15 protein-coding genes are annotated in these 18,011 nt (G+C 65.7%); 11 read left to right on the top strand and 4 right to left on the bottom strand.

The genetic code is table 11. The features are described 5' to 3' along the window. Nucleotides 1–19 precede the first annotated feature (19 nt). From denD to AiwAL_RS12410, 6 genes are all read left to right on the top strand, one after another. Nucleotides 20–1,003, top strand: a complete 984-nt coding sequence (gene denD, locus AiwAL_RS12435; RefSeq protein ID WP_235704904.1) for a D-erythronate dehydrogenase — start codon at nucleotides 20–22, stop codon at nucleotides 1,001–1,003. A gap of 87 nt (nucleotides 1,004–1,090) precedes the next feature. Continuing rightward, entirely contained in the window at nucleotides 1,091–2,074 is a 984-nt protein-coding gene (paaA, locus tag AiwAL_RS12430) for a 1,2-phenylacetyl-CoA epoxidase subunit PaaA (protein WP_235704903.1), read from the top strand. Beyond that, the gene (paaB, locus tag AiwAL_RS12425; RefSeq protein ID WP_235704902.1) at nucleotides 2,071–2,352 is read left to right on the top strand and encodes a 1,2-phenylacetyl-CoA epoxidase subunit PaaB; all 282 of its coding nucleotides are present in this window, start codon (nucleotides 2,071–2,073) and stop codon (nucleotides 2,350–2,352) included. Before paaA ends, paaB begins: the two co-directional genes overlap by 4 nt. Nucleotides 2,353–2,358: 6 nt before the next feature. After that, nucleotides 2,359–3,135 (top strand): 1,2-phenylacetyl-CoA epoxidase subunit PaaC, encoded by a 777-nt coding sequence (gene paaC, locus AiwAL_RS12420; protein ID WP_262312782.1) that lies wholly within the window; start codon nucleotides 2,359–2,361, stop codon nucleotides 3,133–3,135. Next, complete coding sequence (gene paaD / locus AiwAL_RS12415; protein WP_316044780.1) at nucleotides 3,132–3,623, top strand: 1,2-phenylacetyl-CoA epoxidase subunit PaaD; 492 nt, start codon at nucleotides 3,132–3,134, stop codon at nucleotides 3,621–3,623. Before paaC ends, paaD begins: the two co-directional genes overlap by 4 nt. Nucleotides 3,624–3,633: 10 nt before the next feature. Beyond that, nucleotides 3,634–4,707 (top strand): 2Fe-2S iron-sulfur cluster-binding protein, encoded by a 1,074-nt coding sequence (locus AiwAL_RS12410; protein WP_235704898.1) that lies wholly within the window; start codon nucleotides 3,634–3,636, stop codon nucleotides 4,705–4,707. Here AiwAL_RS12410 and AiwAL_RS12405 read toward each other — a convergent pair whose 3' ends face one another. Further along, nucleotides 4,708–7,374: a ribonuclease E/G gene (locus AiwAL_RS12405; RefSeq protein ID WP_235704897.1), complete on the bottom strand. Its 2,667-nt coding sequence runs from the start codon at nucleotides 7,372–7,374 to the stop codon at nucleotides 4,708–4,710. A gap of 597 nt (nucleotides 7,375–7,971) precedes the next feature. On the opposite strand from AiwAL_RS12405, the gene AiwAL_RS12400 reads away from it, so the two are divergent. The 5 genes from AiwAL_RS12400 (at nucleotide 7,972) to AiwAL_RS12380 (ending at nucleotide 14,702) form a co-directional block, all read left to right on the top strand. Next, the gene (locus AiwAL_RS12400; RefSeq protein WP_235704896.1) at nucleotides 7,972–8,634 is read left to right on the top strand and encodes a protein-L-isoaspartate O-methyltransferase; all 663 of its coding nucleotides are present in this window, start codon (nucleotides 7,972–7,974) and stop codon (nucleotides 8,632–8,634) included. A 107-nt stretch (nucleotides 8,635–8,741) separates the two neighbouring features. Then, nucleotides 8,742–10,202, top strand: coding sequence for a TolC family outer membrane protein (locus tag AiwAL_RS12395; RefSeq protein ID WP_407932557.1), 1,461 nt, complete (start codon nucleotides 8,742–8,744; stop codon nucleotides 10,200–10,202). A gap of 11 nt (nucleotides 10,203–10,213) precedes the next feature. Beyond that, nucleotides 10,214–10,858 (top strand): DUF2497 domain-containing protein, encoded by a 645-nt coding sequence (locus AiwAL_RS12390; protein WP_235704894.1) that lies wholly within the window; start codon nucleotides 10,214–10,216, stop codon nucleotides 10,856–10,858. Nucleotides 10,859–11,083: 225 nt separating this feature from the next. Then, a complete protein-coding gene (locus AiwAL_RS12385; protein ID WP_235704893.1) occupies nucleotides 11,084–13,759 on the top strand; it encodes a valine--tRNA ligase in 2,676 nt (891 codons plus the stop codon). Nucleotides 13,760–13,865: 106 nt separating this feature from the next. Then, a complete protein-coding gene (locus tag AiwAL_RS12380; RefSeq protein ID WP_235704892.1) occupies nucleotides 13,866–14,702 on the top strand; it encodes a slipin family protein in 837 nt (278 codons plus the stop codon). On the opposite strand, the gene AiwAL_RS12375 is transcribed toward AiwAL_RS12380, so the two are convergent. The 3 genes from AiwAL_RS12375 to AiwAL_RS12365 are packed head-to-tail and all read right to left on the bottom strand — an operon-like array spanning nucleotide 14,685 to nucleotide 17,753. Further along, complete coding sequence (locus AiwAL_RS12375; protein ID WP_262312781.1) at nucleotides 14,685–15,860, bottom strand: glycosyltransferase family A protein; 1,176 nt, start codon at nucleotides 15,858–15,860, stop codon at nucleotides 14,685–14,687. The two genes, AiwAL_RS12380 and AiwAL_RS12375, sit on opposite strands and share 18 nt — an antisense overlap. Next, a complete protein-coding gene (locus AiwAL_RS12370) occupies nucleotides 15,857–16,600 on the bottom strand; it encodes a hypothetical protein (protein ID WP_235704890.1) in 744 nt (247 codons plus the stop codon). Before AiwAL_RS12370 ends, AiwAL_RS12375 begins: the two co-directional genes overlap by 4 nt. A gap of 1 nt (nucleotide 16,601) precedes the next feature. Then, nucleotides 16,602–17,753 carry a DegT/DnrJ/EryC1/StrS aminotransferase family protein gene (locus AiwAL_RS12365; RefSeq protein WP_235704888.1) on the bottom strand — a complete coding sequence of 384 codons (1,152 nt, stop codon included), beginning with the start codon at nucleotides 17,751–17,753 and terminating at the stop codon, nucleotides 16,602–16,604. Between the last annotated feature and the right edge of the window lie 258 nt (nucleotides 17,754–18,011).

Here is an 18,011-nt window from a genome sequence, read left to right as displayed (position 1 = left end):
TCGGAGACCATCCACGCCCATGCATATCCTTATCATCGGCGCCGCCGGCATGATCGGCCGCAAACTGACCCACCGGATTCTCGCCGATCGGCGGGTCAGCGATCGCGAAATCACCCGCCTCACCCTCGCCGACGTGGTCGATCCCGCGGTACCGCCCGGCGCGGCAACGGCGATCGAGACGCGCGCCGCCGATCTCTCCTTACCCGGCGTTGCCGAAAGCCTCGTCGCCGCGCGGCCCGACCTGATCTTCCATCTCGCCGGCATCGTCTCCGGCGAGGCGGAGGCCAATTTCGCCAAGGGCTACCGCGTCAATCTCGACGGCACCCACCTCCTGTTCGAGGCGATCCGCGCGGAAGCCGCCCGCGCGCCGTACCGCCCGCGCCTCGTCTTCACCTCCTCGATCGCGGTGTTCGGCGCGCCCTTTCCCGCGCGGATCGGCGACGAATTCTTCACCACGCCGCTCACCAGCTACGGCACCCAGAAAGCGATCGGCGAACTCCTGCTCGCCGATTACAGCCGGCGCGGCTTCTTCGACGGGCTTGGCATCCGCCTGCCGACCATCTGCATCCGCCCCGGCAAGCCGAACGCCGCCGCCTCCGGCTTCTTCTCGAACATCCTGCGCGAGCCGCTGATCGGCCGGGAAGCGGTGCTGCCGGTTTCAGAGTCGGTGCGCCACTGGTTCGCGAGCCCGCGCGCCGCAATCGGCTTCCTGATCCATGCCGCGACCCTCGATCTCGGCCGCGTCGGCCCGCGCCGCAATCTGAATCTTCCCGGCCTGTCAGCAACGGTCGGCGAAGAGATCGAAGCGCTCCGTCGCGTCGCCGGTGACAAGGCCGCTTCCCTCATCCGCCGCGAAGCCGATCCGGTGATCGAGCGCATCGTCTCCGGCTGGGCGACGGATTTCGACGCGCGACGCGCGCTCGCGCTCGGCTTTCGCGCCGAAACCTCGTTCGATGAGATCATTCGCGCGCATATCGAGGACGAGCTTGGCGAAAACATCTGACAGGGCCCGCCGGTTCGTATATTACGAAATAAATTGACATCGATAATTTTTGTAATATAACTCGCTCCCGACACCGGGAACCTCGCCATGTATACCCAAGGCCTCAACGCGGCGGACAAGGCGCCGCCCGCCATCGAAGACGCCGGCCGTCTCGGCGCTTTCCAGGCGCGGATCGACGCCGAGCAGAAAATCGAGCCGAACGACTGGATGCCGGAGGCCTATCGCCGCACCCTGATCCGCCAGATCGCCCAGCACGCGCATTCGGAAATCGTCGGCATGCTGCCCGAGGGCAACTGGATCACCCGCGCGCCCAGCCTGCGCCGCAAGGCCGCGCTGCTCGCCAAGGTGCAGGACGAAGGCGGCCATGGCCTCTATCTCTACGCCGCCGCTGAAACCCTCGGCGTCGCGCGCGAAACCCTGGTCGAGCAATTGCTGAGCGGCGGCGCCAAATATTCCTCGATCTTCAACTATCCCACCCTCACCTGGGCGGATATCGGCGCGATCGGCTGGCTGGTCGATGGTGCCGCGATCATGAACCAGATTCCGCTCTGCCGCTGCTCCTACGGCCCCTATGCGCGCGCGATGATCCGCGTCTGCAAGGAGGAAAGCTTCCACCAGCGCCAAGGCTACGAGATCATGACCGTGCTGGCGCGCGGCACCACGGCGCAGCGCGCCATGGCGCAGGACGCGCTGGATCGCTGGTGGTGGCCCTGCCTGATGATGTTCGGCCCGCCGGACGGCGAAAGCCAGCATTCGGACGCATCGACACGCTGGAAGATCAAGCGGTTTTCCAACGACGAGCTGCGCCAGAAATTCGTCGACGCCACGGTGCCGCAAGGCCATTATCTCGGCCTGAGCTTCCCCGACCCCGCGCTCCGGTTCGACGAAGCGACCAGCCATTGGCATTACGGCGCGATCGACTGGGATGAATTCCGTGCCGTGCTGCGCGGCGACGGCCCGTGCAACCGCGACCGCCTCGCCGCGCGGAACCGCGCCCATGAAAATGGCGCCTGGGTGCGCGAGGCGGCACTCGCCTTCGCCGAAAAGCGCCGGCGCAAGGCGGCGGCATGACCCTCACGCCACTCTGGGAAGTGTTCGTGCGCAGCCGCAACGGGCTCGCGCACAAGCATGTCGGCTCGCTGCACGCCGCCGACGCCACCCTCGCCCTCGCCGCCGCGCGCGATCTGTTCACAAGACGCAACGAGGCGATGTCGGTCTGGGTGGTTCCCTCGAACGCCATCACCGCCTCCGACCCCGACGATGCGGCGATGCTGTTCGAGCCGGCGGAAAGCAAAATCTACCGTCACCCTTCCTTCTACGAGGTGCCCGACGATGTCGGGCATATGTAAGGCCCGATGGCCACCACAAGCATCGCCGTCGTCGATGACAGGCTGTTTGCCGCCGTTCTCGCCCGTGCGGACGATGCGCTGATCCTCGGCCATCGCCTGGCGGAATGGTGCGGCCATGCGCCGATGCTGGAAGAGGATCTGGCGCTGGCCAATATCGCGCTCGACCTCATCGGTCAGGCGCGCTTACTCTATGAGTATGCCGCCACCATCGAGAACGCCGGTCATACGGAAGACGATTACGCCTACCGGCGCGATCCGCACCAGTTCCGCAATATTCTGTTAGTCGAACAGCCGAACGGCGATTTCGCGCACACCATTATCCGGCAATATCTCTACTCCGCTTTCGCCCATGCATTCTGGCAGGCAATGACAAGCTCGGCCGATGCCGCGCTCGCCGCCATCGCCGCGAAATCGGTCCCCGAATCCGCCTATCATCTGCGCCACGCCGCCGAATGGACGATCAGACTCGGCGACGGCACCGAGGAAAGCCATCGCCGCGCGCAGGACGCGCTGGATGCGCTGTTTCCCTATACCGGCGAGATGTTCGCGATTCCCGAAACCGAAACGGACCTCATCGTCGGCGGCATCCTGGCCGATCCCGCAACCATCCGTCCCGCCTGGACCGCATCGCTCGATCGGATTCTCGCCGAAGCCGGACTCGCGAAACCACAATCCACCTGGATGCAGAGCGGTGGGCGGCGCGGGCGGCATTCCGAACATCTCGGCCATTTACTTGCGGAAATGCAAATCCTGCCGCGCTCCTATCCCGGAGCGATCTGGTGAGCACGCCGCAACCAACCCTGCGCGATCGCGCCTGGAGTGCCGCCGCCGCGGTGCCCGATCCCGAACTCCCGATGCTCACCATTGCCGAACTCGGGATCTTGCGCGGCGTGGAACTGGTGGATCGGTTCGTCGAAGTGACCATCACCCCCACCTATTCCGGCTGCCCCGCGATGGCGGCGATCGCGCTGGATATCGAACGCGCCTTGCACGAAGCGGGCATCGAAAACACCCGCATCCGGCTCGTGCTGGCGCCGGCCTGGACCACCGACTGGCTGACCGACGAAGCCCGCGCCAAGCTCGCCCGTAACGGTATCGCCCCGCCTGGTGCGCGCGGCTCTAACTGCCTGTTCGACAATACCCCCGTCCCATGCCCGCGCTGCGAGTCCAATGCCACCGAACGCATTGCCGAATTCGGCGCCACCGCCTGCAAATCCATCTGGCGCTGCACCGCCTGCCGCGAGCCCTTCGACCACTTCAAATGTCACTAACCTTCTGACAATGACCGCCCCGCGCTTTCATCCGCTCACCGTCGCCGATATCCGGCACGAAACCCCGGACGCCGTCTCCGTTGCCTTCCGCATCCCCGATCATCTCAAAGCCGATTATCGTTTCGCTCCGGGCCAATACCTCACCCTGCGCGCGATAATCGACGGCGCGGAACAGCGCCGCGCCTATTCCATCTGCTCCACGCCGGAGGACGGCGAATTGCGCATCGCCGCCCGCGAAATCGCGGAAGGCTCGATGTCGCGCCGGATCAACCGCGATGTCGCCGCCGGCGATATCATCGAGGTGATGACCCCGACCGGCCGGTTCGGCGCGATCCCGCCCGCGACCGGCCCGCGCAATGTCGCCGCCTTCGCCGCCGGTTCGGGCATCACGCCGGTCATCGCGATCATCCGCGCAATCCTCGCGCGCGAACCCGAAAGCAGCGTCTTCCTCGCCTACGGCAACCGCTCGGCCGATTCGATCCTGTTCCGCGACGCGCTGTCCGCCCTGAAAGACCGCTATACCGGCCGGTTTTCGGTGGTCCATATCCTTTCGCGCGAGGAGCAGGACATCCCGATCCTGAACGGACGGCTCGACCGTGCCAAGGCCGCGCGCCTCCTCGGCCATATGGCCGGCACCCCGGTCGATCATGTCTTCATCTGCGGTCCCGAGGGCATGATCGCCGAGGTCGAGGTGGCGGCCCTCGATCACGGCATCGCGTCCGAGGCCATCCATGTCGAGCGTTTCGTCTCCGCGCTCGGCGGCGCGCCGCGCGCGGCACCCAAGCGCGCCGAAACCGCCATGCCGGGCATGCAGGTCACGATCATTTCGGACGGCAAGCGCCGGAGCATCGATGTCGCGCACGGCGAAGCAGTGCTGGACGCCGCCCTGCGCGCCGGGCTCGACCTGCCCTATGCCTGCAAGGGCGGCATGTGCTGCACCTGCCGCGCCCGCGTGGTCGCGGGGGCGGCCGCCATGGCGGTGAATTATTCGCTGGAACCGTGGGAATCGGCCGCCGGATTCGTTCTGACCTGTCAGGCCAGGCCGATATCCGACGGCACGGTTATCGACTTCGATCAGGTCTGATCAAGCCGGCCGGCGCCACCAGCCGCGCTTGCGCTCCGCCTGCGGCGCCTCTGCCGCACCGATCACCACGGGCTGCACCGCGGGTGAAGGCGCGGGTTCGGGCTCATGTGCGGGCTCCGGCGTTTGCGCCTCGGCCGCTTCGGCAACCGGAACCGGCTCGGGCACGCGCTCCGGCTCGGATTCCGGCGCGGGAGCGGCCTCGGCAACCGTCGCGGGCGCCTGCGCCGCCGCCGCGGCGCGCGACGCGCGGCGCGGCTTCGGTGTGCGCGCCTCGGCCTGTTCGGCCGCCTCGAAGATGTCCGCGATATCGGTAAAGACCGGCAGAACCGGCTCCTGCACCGGCGACGCTTCGGCATCCGAACCGGCGCGGCGGCGACGCACCGGGCTGCGCGACGCACGCCGCTTCGGCTTGGCATCTTCCGGCTTGGCCTCCTCGGATGCCACATCGACGGCCGATTGCGGCGCGGCCTCGACAATCTCGGCCGCAGGTGCGACGTCCGGCGTCACCGCCGCCGCGCTCGCCGGCTCGGAGCGCACCGCCACCGGCTGACCCAGCCGTGCCGCGAATTCCGCCGGAATTTCCGGCACATCCGGCTGATCGGCGCCCGGCGCGGGTGCGGCATCCTCGCGCCGTCCGCCGCGCCGCCGCCGCCGCCGCCGACGTCGGCCGCGCTCACCCTCATCCGCCTTGCCGCCGGCCCGCGAATCGGCGGCCTCGCCGGCAACACCTTCCTCGTCCGGCTCCTCATCCTCGTCGGCAACATCCGCCACCGGTTCGGCCGCGTGTGCGTCAATCGCCACCGGCGCCTCGGCCTGGCGCGGCGGCGCGGTCTGCGCCCGCAGTTTCTCGATACGGAATTCGGACGGCACCGCGCCATCGGCTGCGAAACGCACCTGCATCCCGAACCGCGCCTCGGTCGCCGCCAACTGGGTGCGCTTATGGTTGAAAATATACAGCGCCACGTCCGGCGCCAGATGCACCGCGATTTCGGCGGCCTGCCGCGCCGCCTCATCCTCGATACCGCGCAGAACCGCGAGCGCGGTACTCGCCGTGCTGCGCACATGGCCCAGCCCGGCGCAATGCGGGCACGGGATCAGCATGGTCTCGGCCAGCGACGGGCGCAGCCTTTGCCGGCTCATTTCCAGCAGCCCGAAATGGCTGATGCTGCCCACCTGGATGCGCGCGCGATCGGTCTTCAGCGCGTCCTTCAGCTTGCGCTCGACCATGCTGTTATGCTTGCGCGCCTCCATGTCGATGAAATCGACCACGATCAACCCGGCCAGATCGCGCAGCCGCAACTGCCGCGCCACCTCCTCGGCGGCTTCCATGTTGGTGCGCAGCGCGGTGTCCTCGATATTGCGCTCGCGCGTCGAGCGCCCCGAGTTCACGTCGATCGCCACCAGCGCCTCGGTCTGGTTGATCACCAGATACCCGCCGGAGCGCAACTGCACGGTCGGCTGGAACATCTGGTCAAGCATCTGCTCGACATTGTACTTGGCGAACAGCGGCTGGCGGTCCTGCCACTGGAGCACCTTCTTCACATGGGTCGGCATCAGCATGCGCATGAACTCGCGCGCGGTGCGGAACCCCTCGTCCCCCTCGATCAGCAGCGTATCGACATCGCGGGTATAGACATCGCGGATCGTCCGCTTGATCAGCGTCGCTTCCTCGTACACCAGCGTCGGCGCGACCGAGGCAAGCGTCCGCTCGCGGATATCGTCCCACAGCCGCAGCAGATATTCGCAATCGCGCTTGATCTCGGGCTTCGGCCGGTTGGCGCCGGCGGTGCGCACGATCATGCCCATCCCGTCCGGGATGTCGAGTTCCGCCATCACCTCCTTGAGCCGCTTGCGATCGGCCGCCGAGGTGATCTTGCGCGACACCCCGCCGCCATTGGGCGAATTCGGCATCAGCACGGAAAACCGGCCCGCGAGCGAGATATAGGTGGTCAGCGCCGCCCCCTTGCTGCCGCGCTCCTCCTTGACCACCTGCACCAGAATGATCTGGCGCCGATGGATCACCTCCTGGATCTTGTAGGACCGCAGCGTGCGCATCCGCCGCCGCTCGCGCGCCTCGTCCGCCGCGTCCTCGCCGCCCACCTGCTCGGGCGGCTCGGCCCGTTCGACTTCTGCTCCGTCATCCGCCGACGCTTCGGCCGCCGGCTCGGCCTCCCCCGCCGCACCCGAGACACGGTCGGGTTCAGTCTGCCCGGATATCTGCTCGCCGCCACGCTCGACGTCGTGATCCGCGGCATGATCGGCCTGCGGCGGCGCGTCCTCGATCGCGATTTCGGTTACCGTCGGCGCGGTTGCCGCGTGCAGCGGGGCCGTGCGCGGTTGCGCGTCCTCGGCATCCTCGGCCTCGATCCGGCGGCGCGCTTCCTCGGCCTCCATTTCCAGCAGCTTCTGCCGGTCGGCGACCGGAATCTGGTAATAATCCGGGTGAATTTCCGCGAACGCGAGAAACCCGTGCCGGTTCCCGCCATATTCCACGAAAGCCGCCTGAAGGCTCGGCTCCACGCGGATCACCTTGGCGAGATAGATATTGCCCTTGATCTGTTTCTTGTCGGCGGTCTCGATGTCGAAATCGTCGAGCCGGCTACCGTCCAGCACGACCACGCGGGTTTCTTCCGCGTGGCTCGCATCGATGAGCATGGTCTTGGTCATTGAAGGAAAAACTCCTGCGCGCCGGCAGCGGGACCGGAGGGTCGCCAGGGTACGGGCGCGGGTGATGGGTTGTGAAAAGAGTCGGGCTGAAGAGCCGGGGCGCCTGGTCGCGACCGGCGCCGGATGGGTGGGCGCCAGCTTGAATGGGTGCGACAAAAAGCGCGATCATCGGTCCTTATCTCGTGGGGCGGCACATACCCGATCCGGCAGCGCTGCCCAGGGTGGTTTGCCCCGTTCGGCCGAAATCGACGCGCACGGTGCGGAAAGGATCAAAAGGCCGCGCCGGTCGGATTGAACTCTGGCGCCGAACCTCTTGAATATCGATGTAATGGCGCAAACGCCCGCGCGGCGCAAGGCCGCCGCACCCCGCCGCCGCGCTTTGCCGGATCGCGCGGCTGGCCTTATAGGGGGACTGGCTCTAGTATCCCGGTTTGGAAGTTCGTCGGTGCCGGCAAAGGCGTTCTACGACCTTCCAAATCGGGAGGACCACTAGCAAACATATGATTCCAGTGTGGTTTTTGGTTCTGAAGTTCCTAAAATCGCCACCGCGAGTACACAGGAACTTCAGAACCACCACACTGGCGTAGAGGCTTCACGATGCCGGATACCGACTCCTATTTCCGCGCGGCGCGCGCCCTGATGGTCGACAGCCAGGTGCGCCCCAACAATATCATCGACGACCGCATCGTCACCGCGATGCGCACGCTGCGCCGCGAGCGGTTCGTCCCGGCTTCGCTCGCCTCCCGCGCCTATGCGGACACCGAATTGCCGCTCGGCGGCGGACGGGTGCTGCCGCCGCCGCTGACCATCGGCAAGCTCGCCCATTTCGCCGCCATCCGCCCCGGCGAGCGCGTGCTGGTGATCGGCGCCGGCACCGGCTATGGCGCAGCGGTGATCGCCTCCTGCGGCGGCGCGGTGTTCGCCTTGGAAGACGATGCTGCATTGCGCGCCATCGCCGAACAGGCGTTGTCCGCCGAAGCGCCGGAGGTGCGGCTCGTCGCGGGTCCGCTGGCCGGGGGGGATACGAAACACGCCCCGTTCGACCTCATCGTGATCGAGGGCGGTGTCGAATTCCTGCCCGACACCCTGACCACCCAGCTCGCCCCCGGCGGCCGGCTGATCGCGATCCTGTACGAACGCGGGATCGGCCGGATCGTGCGTGCCGAGCCGAGCGGCGATGGTTTCGCCCATCGCGCCGTCGCCGATTGCCATGCCAGCCCGCTCACCGCCTTCCGGCGCAAGCCCGAATTCGTATTCTGATGATCCGTCATTCCGATCCGACGACATTCTCTGCGAGGAAGCCCATGCGCCGCCGATCGACCGCTCTCTGCGCCGTAATCCCCGTCGCCGCGCTCATCGCACAGCCCATGGCACTGGCCGCAGGCAACGCGCCGCGCTCCGCCCGCCCTGCCACGCTCACCCAGGCGCTCTCCGAGGCCTATGCCGACAACCCGACGCTGCAGCAGCAGCGCGCCAATCTGCGCGCGACCGACGAAACCGTGCCAGCCGCCCTCGCCGGCTGGCGCCCGACCGTGGAAATCCAGGGCACCGCCGGGCGGATCACCGGCACCAGCCAGGAAGCCTTTCCCGGCACGAATCCGTTCACCGGCCAGTCCACTCTCACCCGCGCCACCCTGCCGCAGTCGCGCAACGAGGCGATCGGCCAGATCACCGTCACCCAGCCGATCTTCAAGGGCGGCGCCACCGTCGCCAAGACCCATCAGGCGAAGAACGACGTCTATGCCGCCCGCGCCCAGTTGCTGGCGACCGAGCAGAGCGTGTTCACCAAGGTGGTGCAGGCCTTCGTGACCGTCATCACCGACCGGCAGTTGCTCTCGCTCGACATCAACAACCGCAAGGTCCTCGGCCAGCAGCTTCGCGCGGTGCAGGATCAGTTCAATGTCGGCGAAATCACCGAAACCTCGGTCGCCCAGGCCAAGGCGGCACTCGCCGGCGCGCAGGAACAGGTCGAGGTCGCGCGCGGCAATCTCCACATCGCCGACGAAACCTTCCGCCAACTGGTCGGCGCCTATCCGGCGCGCCATCTGGTACCGCCGCAGCCGCTCGTCCTGCCGATCAAGGACAAGGCCGACCTGGTCCGGCAGGCGATGCTGAACAACCCGAGCGTGGTCGCCGCCCTGTTCACCCAGGCGGCGAACCAGGACGCGGTGGATGTCGCGGTCGCGGCCCTCGCGCCGCAAATCTCGGTGTCCGCCTCCGCCTTCGACGAATCGAACCCGAGCGGCCCGCATTCGCGCACCACCGGCGGCCAGGTGCTCGCCAACCTCACCGTGCCGCTCTACCAGGGCGGCTCGGAATACGCGGCGATCCGCCAGGCGCGCGACAAGGTGCAATTTGCCATCGCCGGGGTGATCGACGCGCGCCGCACCGCCGTGCAATCGGCAACCCAGGCCTATGAAGGATTGATCGCCTCGAAAGCGGCGGTGCGCAGCACCGACGCCCAGATCCGCTCCGACGCGATCGCGCTCGACGGCACCGAACGCCAGGAAATCGTCGGCACCCGCACCACGCTCGACGTACTGAACGCCCAGCAATTGCTGCTCAACGCGCAGACCACGCAAATCCAGAACATCGCCAACGTGGTCGACGAATCCTACGCCATCGCGGCGGCGATCGGCCGGCTGACCGCGACCGACCTCGCTTTGCCGGTCACCCATTACGACGATCTGAAATACTACCGCTCGGTGAAAGATGCCTTGTTCGGCAACGGCAACGCGGCGTATCAGGAAGCCGGGATCACGCCGGACGGCCGCCTGCTGAACGAGCCGGCGGCAACGGCGGCGATGGCCCCAGCCGCGACCAAATAGGAGCCGACCCGATGAGCGTCTCGAACCAGCCTCTAGGCAACGAGCCGTCGATGGACGAGATTCTCGCCTCGATCCGCCGCATCATCAGGAATGACGAACCGCCGGTCCAGGTTCCGCCGGCCGCGCCGGAGGCGACCCAAGCGCCCGAATCGGTGATCATGCTCGACGCCTCGATGATGGTGCCGGACGACGAACCGCCCGCCGAAGCGCCCTCCGCCCGCGCACCGCTTCGTACCCCGGCGCGGGAGGCGTTCGCGTCGTCTTCCACCTTGTCCACAGCGCCCCCTCCGTTGCCGTTCCAACAATCCGTCGAATTGTCGGACCCTTCGGCAACTCCGCCCGACAACGCAGGCACCGACCAGCCCTACGAACCGTCCGCCGAGCCGGAGCAAAAATCCGGCACGGTGGAAGCACCGCAGCCGATCATCGGCGCCCGCACCGCCGAAGCGGTCTCGGCCCAGTTCGGCGCGCTGGTTCGCACCATCTCGGCGGATCGCTCGCTCGCGGTCACCAGGGGCGGCCCCACGGTCGAGGAGATCGTGCGCGAGGAAATCCGCCCGATGCTGAAATCCTGGATGGATTCCCACCTGCCCAGCCTGGTCGAGCGCATGGTCCGCGCCGAGATCGAACGCGTCGTCGGCCGCGACGGAGGGTGATTTGATTGATCCTCAAACGCCGGGCGGAGTTGCGCAAGGTTCCGGCGACCCGAAGGATCGCTGGAAGCGCAACGAAGGGGGGCGCATCCGCGCCCTTGGCTTTCGCGGCTAAAGCCGCGCCCTCGCATTCGCGAGGGGCAGCGAAACGAGCTGCGCTACGTTTCGCTGTTTATTTGCAAGAGTCCGCTACTTTCACGGCGCGATCATTTCGCGCATAATTGATCCATGCTGGACAAGAATTTCGATCCCGCCGCTTTCGAAACGCGGCTTTACGAGACATGGGAACAGGAAGGCGCCTTCGCCGCCGATCCGTCGCGCAACGCGAAACCCTTCACCGTCATGATCCCGCCGCCCAACGTCACGGGCAGCCTGCATGTCGGCCACGCGCTCACCATGACATTGCAGGACGTACTGATCCGCTTCCGCCGGATGCAGGGCCGCGACGCACTTTGGCAGCCGGGCACCGACCATGCCGGTATCGCCACGCAATTGATGGTCGAGCGCGAATTGCAGCGCGAGGGCACCACCCGCCAGGCGATCGGGCGCGAGGCGTTTCTCGACCGGGTCTGGCAGTGGAAGGCCGAACAGGGCAGCGCGATCACCCGTCAGCTGCGCCGGCTCGGCGCCTCGCCGGACTGGTCGCGCGAGCGCTTCACCATGGATGACGGCTTGTCGGGCGCGGTGCGTACCATCTTCGTCCGCCTGTTCAACGACGGGCTGATCTACCGCGCCAAGCGGCTGGTCAACTGGGACCCGGAATTCCGCTCGGCGCTGTCCGATCTCGAGGTCGAGATGCGCGAGGTCAAGGGTAATCTCTGGCACCTGCGCTACCCGATCGAAGGCACCGATCAGGCAATCATCGTCGCGACCACGCGGCCCGAGACGATGCTGGGCGATACCGCCGTCGCGGTGCACCCCGACGACGCGCGCTATCGCGACCTGATCGGCAAAACCGTGGTCCAGCCGATCACCGGGCGGAAAATCCCGATCGTCGCCGACGCGCACTCCGACCCCGAAAAGGGCACCGGGGCAGTGAAAATCACCCCCGCGCACGATTTCAACGATTTCGCGGTGGGCCAGCGCCACAACCTCGCCGCACCCTCGATTCTCGATCGTTCCGCGCGCATCGCCCTCGCCGAAATCCGCGCCGATTGTCACCCGGCCGATCCGTCCTTCCTCGACAGCCTGGAGGGGCTGGACCGCTTCGCCGCCCGCGCGGAAATCGTCGCCCATCTGGATGCCATCGGCGCGCTCGACCGCGTCGAGCCGCATACCCATACCGTGCCGCACGCCGACCGCTCCGGCGCGGTGATCGAACCGCTGCTGACCGAGCAATGGTTCTGCAACGCCGCCGAACTCGCGGGGCCCGCGATCACTGCGGTCGAGGACGGCCGCATCGAATTCGTGCCCAAATCCTGGGAAAACACCTATTTCGCCTGGATGCGCAACATCGAGCCCTGGTGCATATCCCGCCAGCTCTGGTGGGGCCATCGCATCCCCGCCTGGTATGGGCCGGACCGCACCATTTTCGTCGCCGAAACCGAGGCGGACGCGAAGCTCCAGGCAGAGGAGCATTACGGCCACGCCGCAGCGCTCATCCAGGACGAGGATGTGCTCGATACCTGGTTCAGCTCCGCCCTCTGGCCGTTCTCCACCCTCGGCTGGCCGGACAATACGCCGGAACTCGCGCGCTATTATCCGGGCGACGTTCTGGTTACCGGCTTTGACATCATCTTCTTCTGGGTCGCCCGGATGGTGATGATGGGGCTCTACGTGATGGGCGACGTGCCGTTCCGCACCGTGATGATGAACGGGCTGGTGCGCGACGAGCGCGGCCAGAAAATGAGCAAGACCAAGGGCAACGTGGTCGATCCGCTCGCGCTCATCGAGAGCTACGGCGCGGATGCGCTGCGCTACACCGTCACCGCGCAGAGCGGTGCCGGGCGCAACATCAAGCTTGGTCCGGCCATGGTCGAAACCAATCGCAGCTTCGTCACCAAATTGTGGAACGCGGCGCGCTTCTGCGCAATGAACGACTGCCGGCCCGATCCGGCGTTCCAGTCCGGCCATGCGAAACTGCCGCTGTCGCGCTGGATTCTCGACGCCGCGAACCGCGCCGTCGCGGAAGCGACCGAGGCGCTGGACGCCTATCGCCTGTCGGATTACGCGCTGGCCTGCTACCGCTTCACCTGGGGCGATTTCTGCGACTGGTTCCTCGAACTCGCCAAACCCGGCCTCTCCGGTGAAACCGGCGAAGCCCGCGAATTGCGCGCGGTCGCCGCCGATGTGCTCGGCACCATCCTGCGGCTGCTGCATCCGGTGATCCCGTTCGTGACCGAAGCCCTGTGGGACGATTTCGGCTATGGCGAGGCCGGCTCGCTGATCCGGGCGCCGTGGCCGGATCGGGTCGCCGTCGCCGGCGCCGAAGTTGCGCACGACGAAGTCTCCTGGGTGATCCGCCTGATCTCGGAAATCCGCGCGGTGCGCGGCGAGATGAACGTGCCGGCGGCGAGCCGCATCCCCATTCTGCTCCGCGACGCCGATCCCGGCACGATCGCCCGCGCGGGGCGCTGGCACGCCGAAATCGCCCGGCTCGCCCGGATCGCCAGCCTGGAACCACTTACGAGCGACATGCCGAAGGGCGCCGCGCAGGCGATCATCGACGAAGCGACGATCATCCTGCCGCTCGCCGATGTGATCGACCTTGCCGCCGAGCGCAGGCGCCTCGCCAGCACGCGGGAAAAAACCGCGTCCGAGGCCGAGAAAATCGCCCGCAAGCTCGCCAATCAGGATTTCGTCGCCCGCGCGCCGGAGGATGTAGTCGCCGAGAACCGCGACCGGCTGGACGCGGCACAGGCCGAACTCGCCCGGCTCGACGCCGCATTGTCGCGAATCGCCTGATGACGGTCACCATGTCCGGGGAGCGCGTCATCGTCAGCCGAAGGCGACGCGATCTATTGCGGAACTGACAAGGCCAGCACCCGAGGGCATTGAAAAGGACACGATCATGAACCGATCCGCCAGCATCATCGCCGTCATCATCATCGCCGTCGGCGCCGCACTCATCGGATTGTTAAAGCTGATCGTCCCCGGTGCGATCGTCGTCGTCATCGGCATCGCCGTCGCCTTGTCGCTGCGCATGGCGAATGAATGGGAACGCGCCGTGGTGCTGCGCCTCGGCCGGTTCGCCGGAATTCGCGGGCCGGGCGCGTTTTTCATCATTCCGGTGATCGAGACGATCTATGTCGCCGTCGACACAAGAAAGCAGAGCACCGTCATCAGCGCCGAGAACACCCTCACGCTCGATGGCGTCAGCGTCGCCGTCGATTCCATCCTGTTCTGGAAGGTGGAGGACGTGAAGCGGGTCGCGACCGAACTGCTCGACTATCGCGCGATGATCGGCCAGGTCGCCCAGACCTCGCTGCGCGAAACCATCAGCTTCATGTCGCTCGCGGAAATCCTCGGCAATCGCGAACAGATGGACCAGCATATCCGCAACGCGATCCAGACGAAATCGGCCGATTGGGGGATCGGCGGCATCGCGGTGGAAATCCGCGACGTGCGCATCCCCGCCGAGCTGAACGACGCGATGAGCCGCAACGCCCAGGCGGAAAAAGAGAAACAGGCGCGCGTCACGCTCGCGAGTTCCGAGGTCGCGATCGCCGAGCAGATCGTCCGCGCCGGCGAGATCTATCTCGCCAACCCCGCAGCGCTGAAAATCCGGCAGATGAACCTGATTTATGAGATGAACAAGAACAAGGGCGCGACCATCCTGTTACCCACCGAGCTCGCCAGCGCGATGGCCGGCGTCATGCCCGTCATGGCATCACGCCCCGAAACCTGACTCCAGTCCCGCCGCCGACAAACCCTCGGTCGGGCGCAGAACATAATCCACCGTTCCGACCACATGAACGTCCAGGGTCGAACAGCTTGGTAATTCGGCGCGCCCCGAGGTCCAGCGCCAGCCGCCTTCATCGGCACGCCAGCCCCGAACCAGTGCCGAATCCCGCAGCGCTTCCCTGCCATCGAGACACAGGCGGTCGATCGCAACGCCGAGAGGGCGCCGATCGGGGGAACCGAGCGCGAATCCCTTGCGCGAAACCAAAAAAATATTCCGCCCGCCGGGCGGAACCGTAAAACGATAGTTCTTGTCGCCACGTTCCGGCTCGATGCGAATCCCGTCGACCTCCAGATGCAGATCGGGCTCCTTGGTCAAAAGGCTCGCGGCATCTTCGCCGGACCGAAGCGCTCTCTCCGTCTGCGCCTTATAGGTCAGGCTATACATATACTCGTTGCGCTTGTGCATATCGTAATGCGGGTAGTCGTAGATGTTCATCAGGGAAAGATGCCGATGCCGCACTTCGGTGCTGATGCCGGTCGTATAGCCCAGTTCGAACAACCGCTCGTGGAGATCGAAATCGCTCGCCGCCCCGGCGCGCAGCACCGCATCGGTTTTCAGAATCAGCAAGCGCCCGGCCGGATTATGCGGAGAAAAAATCGGCTGATCGGGATTGACGGGCCGATGCCGCTGGCGTTCGGGGTCTTCGTGATGGGTGAGATCGCGAATTTCATATTCCGACAGATGCGGCGCGATCCTGCGTGCGACATCCAGCGGCACGAAATCGTCGGCATCAACCAGCGAACCGAGCATCGCAAGCTTGGCATCAAGCTCGATGAGTTGCCGCATCCGTTCGAGCCAGCATTCATACGGACCAGGCAGAAGCAAAACGTCGGATTCGATGAATCCGAAGAGACGGTCTTCTTCCCTCAGGAAATCGAGAATCGTCGAACGGACCAGGCCAGCGTCGTTGCGCTTCAGCCAGACGACGGACTCGAACATCCCGCGCCGCTCGAATCCTTCGATAACCGGCCGGACCAGCGGATCGTCCGATGCGGAGTCGATCAGGATGAATCGGCACGCGGTTCGGGTCAGCCTGAACAGGCTGTCGAGACAGGCCCAGAGATAGATCGGGCGATTCCGGCACAAAATGAAAATTTTCATTCTTTTATCTGCCGAATTCCATTGACGGAACCCTGTGCACGAACGTCATCGCGAGCCGATGGCGAAGCGATCCATCGGCGTTTGCGCAACGCCGCGAGGCTGACGTCCCGCGCGGGATTTCCTGCAACCTTCGTGCCGGGCGGAACCGATTTCGTGACCACCGCGCCCGCGCATACATAGGCGCCGCGCCCGATTCGGATCGGCCGCGCCTCGGTTCCGTGGACGATGGCAACGCCGATGCCGATGAAAACCTCTTCCTCGATGATCACCCAGCCGGCGATATTGGAGGAACAGATGGTGGTAAAATCGCCCACTTTGGAATCGTGCCCCAGCGCCGCCATCGGCTGCACCTGGACATGCTGCCCAATTCTGACATTCGGCCCGATATAATTCGGGCCGCCGGTGAAACAGCCCTCGCCGTGCCGGAAATCACCCGCGATCGATGGCCAGTCGCCGACCATCGATGCGAAAATGCCGCCCGCCGCCTCGATTTTTGCCGCGAGCTTCCGGCGCGAGCGCGGATCTCCGACCGTGATGATAACCGGAATGTCGCGGAATTCGTCGCGCCATTGCTCGAAACCGATCACCGGAACACCATCGACACGGGCATTTTCGGTCGCGCGATAATCATCGATATACGCGACGATATCGTGCCCGCGATGCGCGAAAACCCGGTTGATCTGTTCGCGCACGGCAAGCGCGTGTCCGGTCGAGCCGTAGAGAATGATCTTGTTCGTCATATCAGGCCGCATATTGATGATTCGGCACCGGCTGCCGCCCGATTATCCCGGCGAGAACGCCGACGATGCGGCTGATCGTCTCGGGTTCGATGTCGGGATACATGGGAATCCCGATCAGACGCGACGCGATCCTCGCGGTCCCCGGCAGCAGGCAACGCTTCCGCCGCGCGAAATAGGGTTCGGCATGAACGCCCCGGCCGTACCAGAAGCGATGCTCGATTCCGGCCCGACCCAGCGAGGCCGTTACCTGATCGGCCTCCGCCTGGGTTTCCACCTTGAACAAGGCATAATTCGAGGCAACGAACGGCGCGGTCAGGATCCGGTCCTCCAGCCCGGCCCGCGCCGCGACGCGCCGGTACGCATGAACGGCATTTTGGACGGACTCCGCCGTCGCCTTCCATTGGTCGAGGCAGGCAAGCCCGACCGCCGCATGATATTCGCTCATTTTGCCGTTGAACCCGGCCGAACGGCTTTGCCGGCTGCGCAAAAAGCCGAAATTGAGCGCCTGAGCGACCCTGGCCAGTCCATCCTTGTCGGACCAGATCACGGCGCCACCCTCGCCAGTGCTGAAGGATTTGGTGGCATGGAAGCTGACGGCGACCGGAATCTCGCCGGTCAGCCCGGCGGGATCGGCAAGCAGCGCCTCGAACGACGCCGCGGCGTCGATCGCCACCGTCACGCCGGATCGGCGCGCGAACCGGACCCACTCCTCCTGCGAATGCGCCCGCCCGTAGGGAGCCACCGGTACGACAACGCCGCATTTCGCCAGGGCGGGATGATCGAGCAGCGCTGCCGCCTGCACCGCCCAGCTTTCAGCGTCGATATCGGCGAAAACCGGAACGTAGCCGCACGCTTCCGCCGCCATCGCGGTCGCGACGAAGGTATAGCTCGGGATCAGCGCATAGGGCCGGTCTTTTGTCGCACGCCCGGCGGTTGCGAGAATCGCCGCCTGAAGCGCCGCCGTGCCGGAAGCGGCAGCGATCACGTCGCAATCCGGCGCCGCGATGATCGCGCGCAGCCGCTGTTCCAGCAAAAATACCAGTTCGCCGTAATTCGTATAGTTCCGGCTGCCGTCGATGATTTCCAGATAAGGCAGAATCTGCGCCGCCGCGGGAAGCTTCGCGCGATAGACCGGCACGCGCCCGACGGACATGCGCCTCGTGTCTTCCTTCGCGCTTTTCAGCGACGAAAGGCTCCTCAGAGTCGATATCTGCATTTGTCCAGGCGCTTTCAGTGTTCCGAGTCACGTGGACGGTTCGAACGAAACAAGCCCGCGACCCGGACGCGCTGCCGGCCGGATTCGTCGGGATATGATCGCAAACCAGCCACTCAAGGATCGCCGGAGCGCTTAATTCTCAAAATCAATTAAATCAAGTCTTAAAATAGAGATAAATTTATGCGGTTTTTGTGG

Origin of the sequence: Acidiphilium sp. AL (genome assembly GCF_025499445.1) — a bacterium.
In the GTDB taxonomy this organism is placed as follows: domain Bacteria; phylum Pseudomonadota; class Alphaproteobacteria; order Acetobacterales; family Acetobacteraceae; genus Acidiphilium; species Acidiphilium iwatense.
This window is presented reverse-complemented; position numbering and strand designations above follow the sequence as displayed.

Excerpts from the sequence above, each read along its gene's own strand:
- AiwAL_RS12385 (WP_235704893.1), top strand. The coding sequence starts at position 11,084 with ATGCTGGACAAGAATTTCGATCCCGCCGCTTTCGAAACGCGGCTTTAC.
- AiwAL_RS12410 (WP_235704898.1), top strand. The coding sequence starts at position 3,634 with ATGACCGCCCCGCGCTTTCATCCGCTCACCGTCGCCGATATCCGGCAC.
- AiwAL_RS12370 (WP_235704890.1), bottom strand. The coding sequence starts at position 16,600 with ATGACGAACAAGATCATTCTCTACGGCTCGACCGGACACGCGCTTGCC.
- AiwAL_RS12365 (WP_235704888.1), bottom strand. The coding sequence starts at position 17,753 with ATGTCCGTCGGGCGCGTGCCGGTCTATCGCGCGAAGCTTCCCGCGGCG.
- paaB (WP_235704902.1), top strand. The coding sequence starts at position 2,071 with ATGACCCTCACGCCACTCTGGGAAGTGTTCGTGCGCAGCCGCAACGGG.
- paaA (WP_235704903.1), top strand. The coding sequence starts at position 1,091 with ATGTATACCCAAGGCCTCAACGCGGCGGACAAGGCGCCGCCCGCCATC.
- AiwAL_RS12405 (WP_235704897.1), bottom strand. The coding sequence starts at position 7,374 with ATGACCAAGACCATGCTCATCGATGCGAGCCACGCGGAAGAAACCCGC.
- AiwAL_RS12390 (WP_235704894.1), top strand. The coding sequence starts at position 10,214 with ATGAGCGTCTCGAACCAGCCTCTAGGCAACGAGCCGTCGATGGACGAG.
- AiwAL_RS12375 (WP_262312781.1), bottom strand. The coding sequence starts at position 15,860 with ATGAAAATTTTCATTTTGTGCCGGAATCGCCCGATCTATCTCTGGGCC.
- AiwAL_RS12395 (WP_407932557.1), top strand. The coding sequence starts at position 8,742 with ATGGCACTGGCCGCAGGCAACGCGCCGCGCTCCGCCCGCCCTGCCACG.
- AiwAL_RS12400 (WP_235704896.1), top strand. The coding sequence starts at position 7,972 with ATGCCGGATACCGACTCCTATTTCCGCGCGGCGCGCGCCCTGATGGTC.
- AiwAL_RS12380 (WP_235704892.1), top strand. The coding sequence starts at position 13,866 with ATGAACCGATCCGCCAGCATCATCGCCGTCATCATCATCGCCGTCGGC.
- paaC (WP_262312782.1), top strand. The coding sequence starts at position 2,359 with ATGGCCACCACAAGCATCGCCGTCGTCGATGACAGGCTGTTTGCCGCC.
- denD (WP_235704904.1), top strand. The coding sequence starts at position 20 with ATGCATATCCTTATCATCGGCGCCGCCGGCATGATCGGCCGCAAACTG.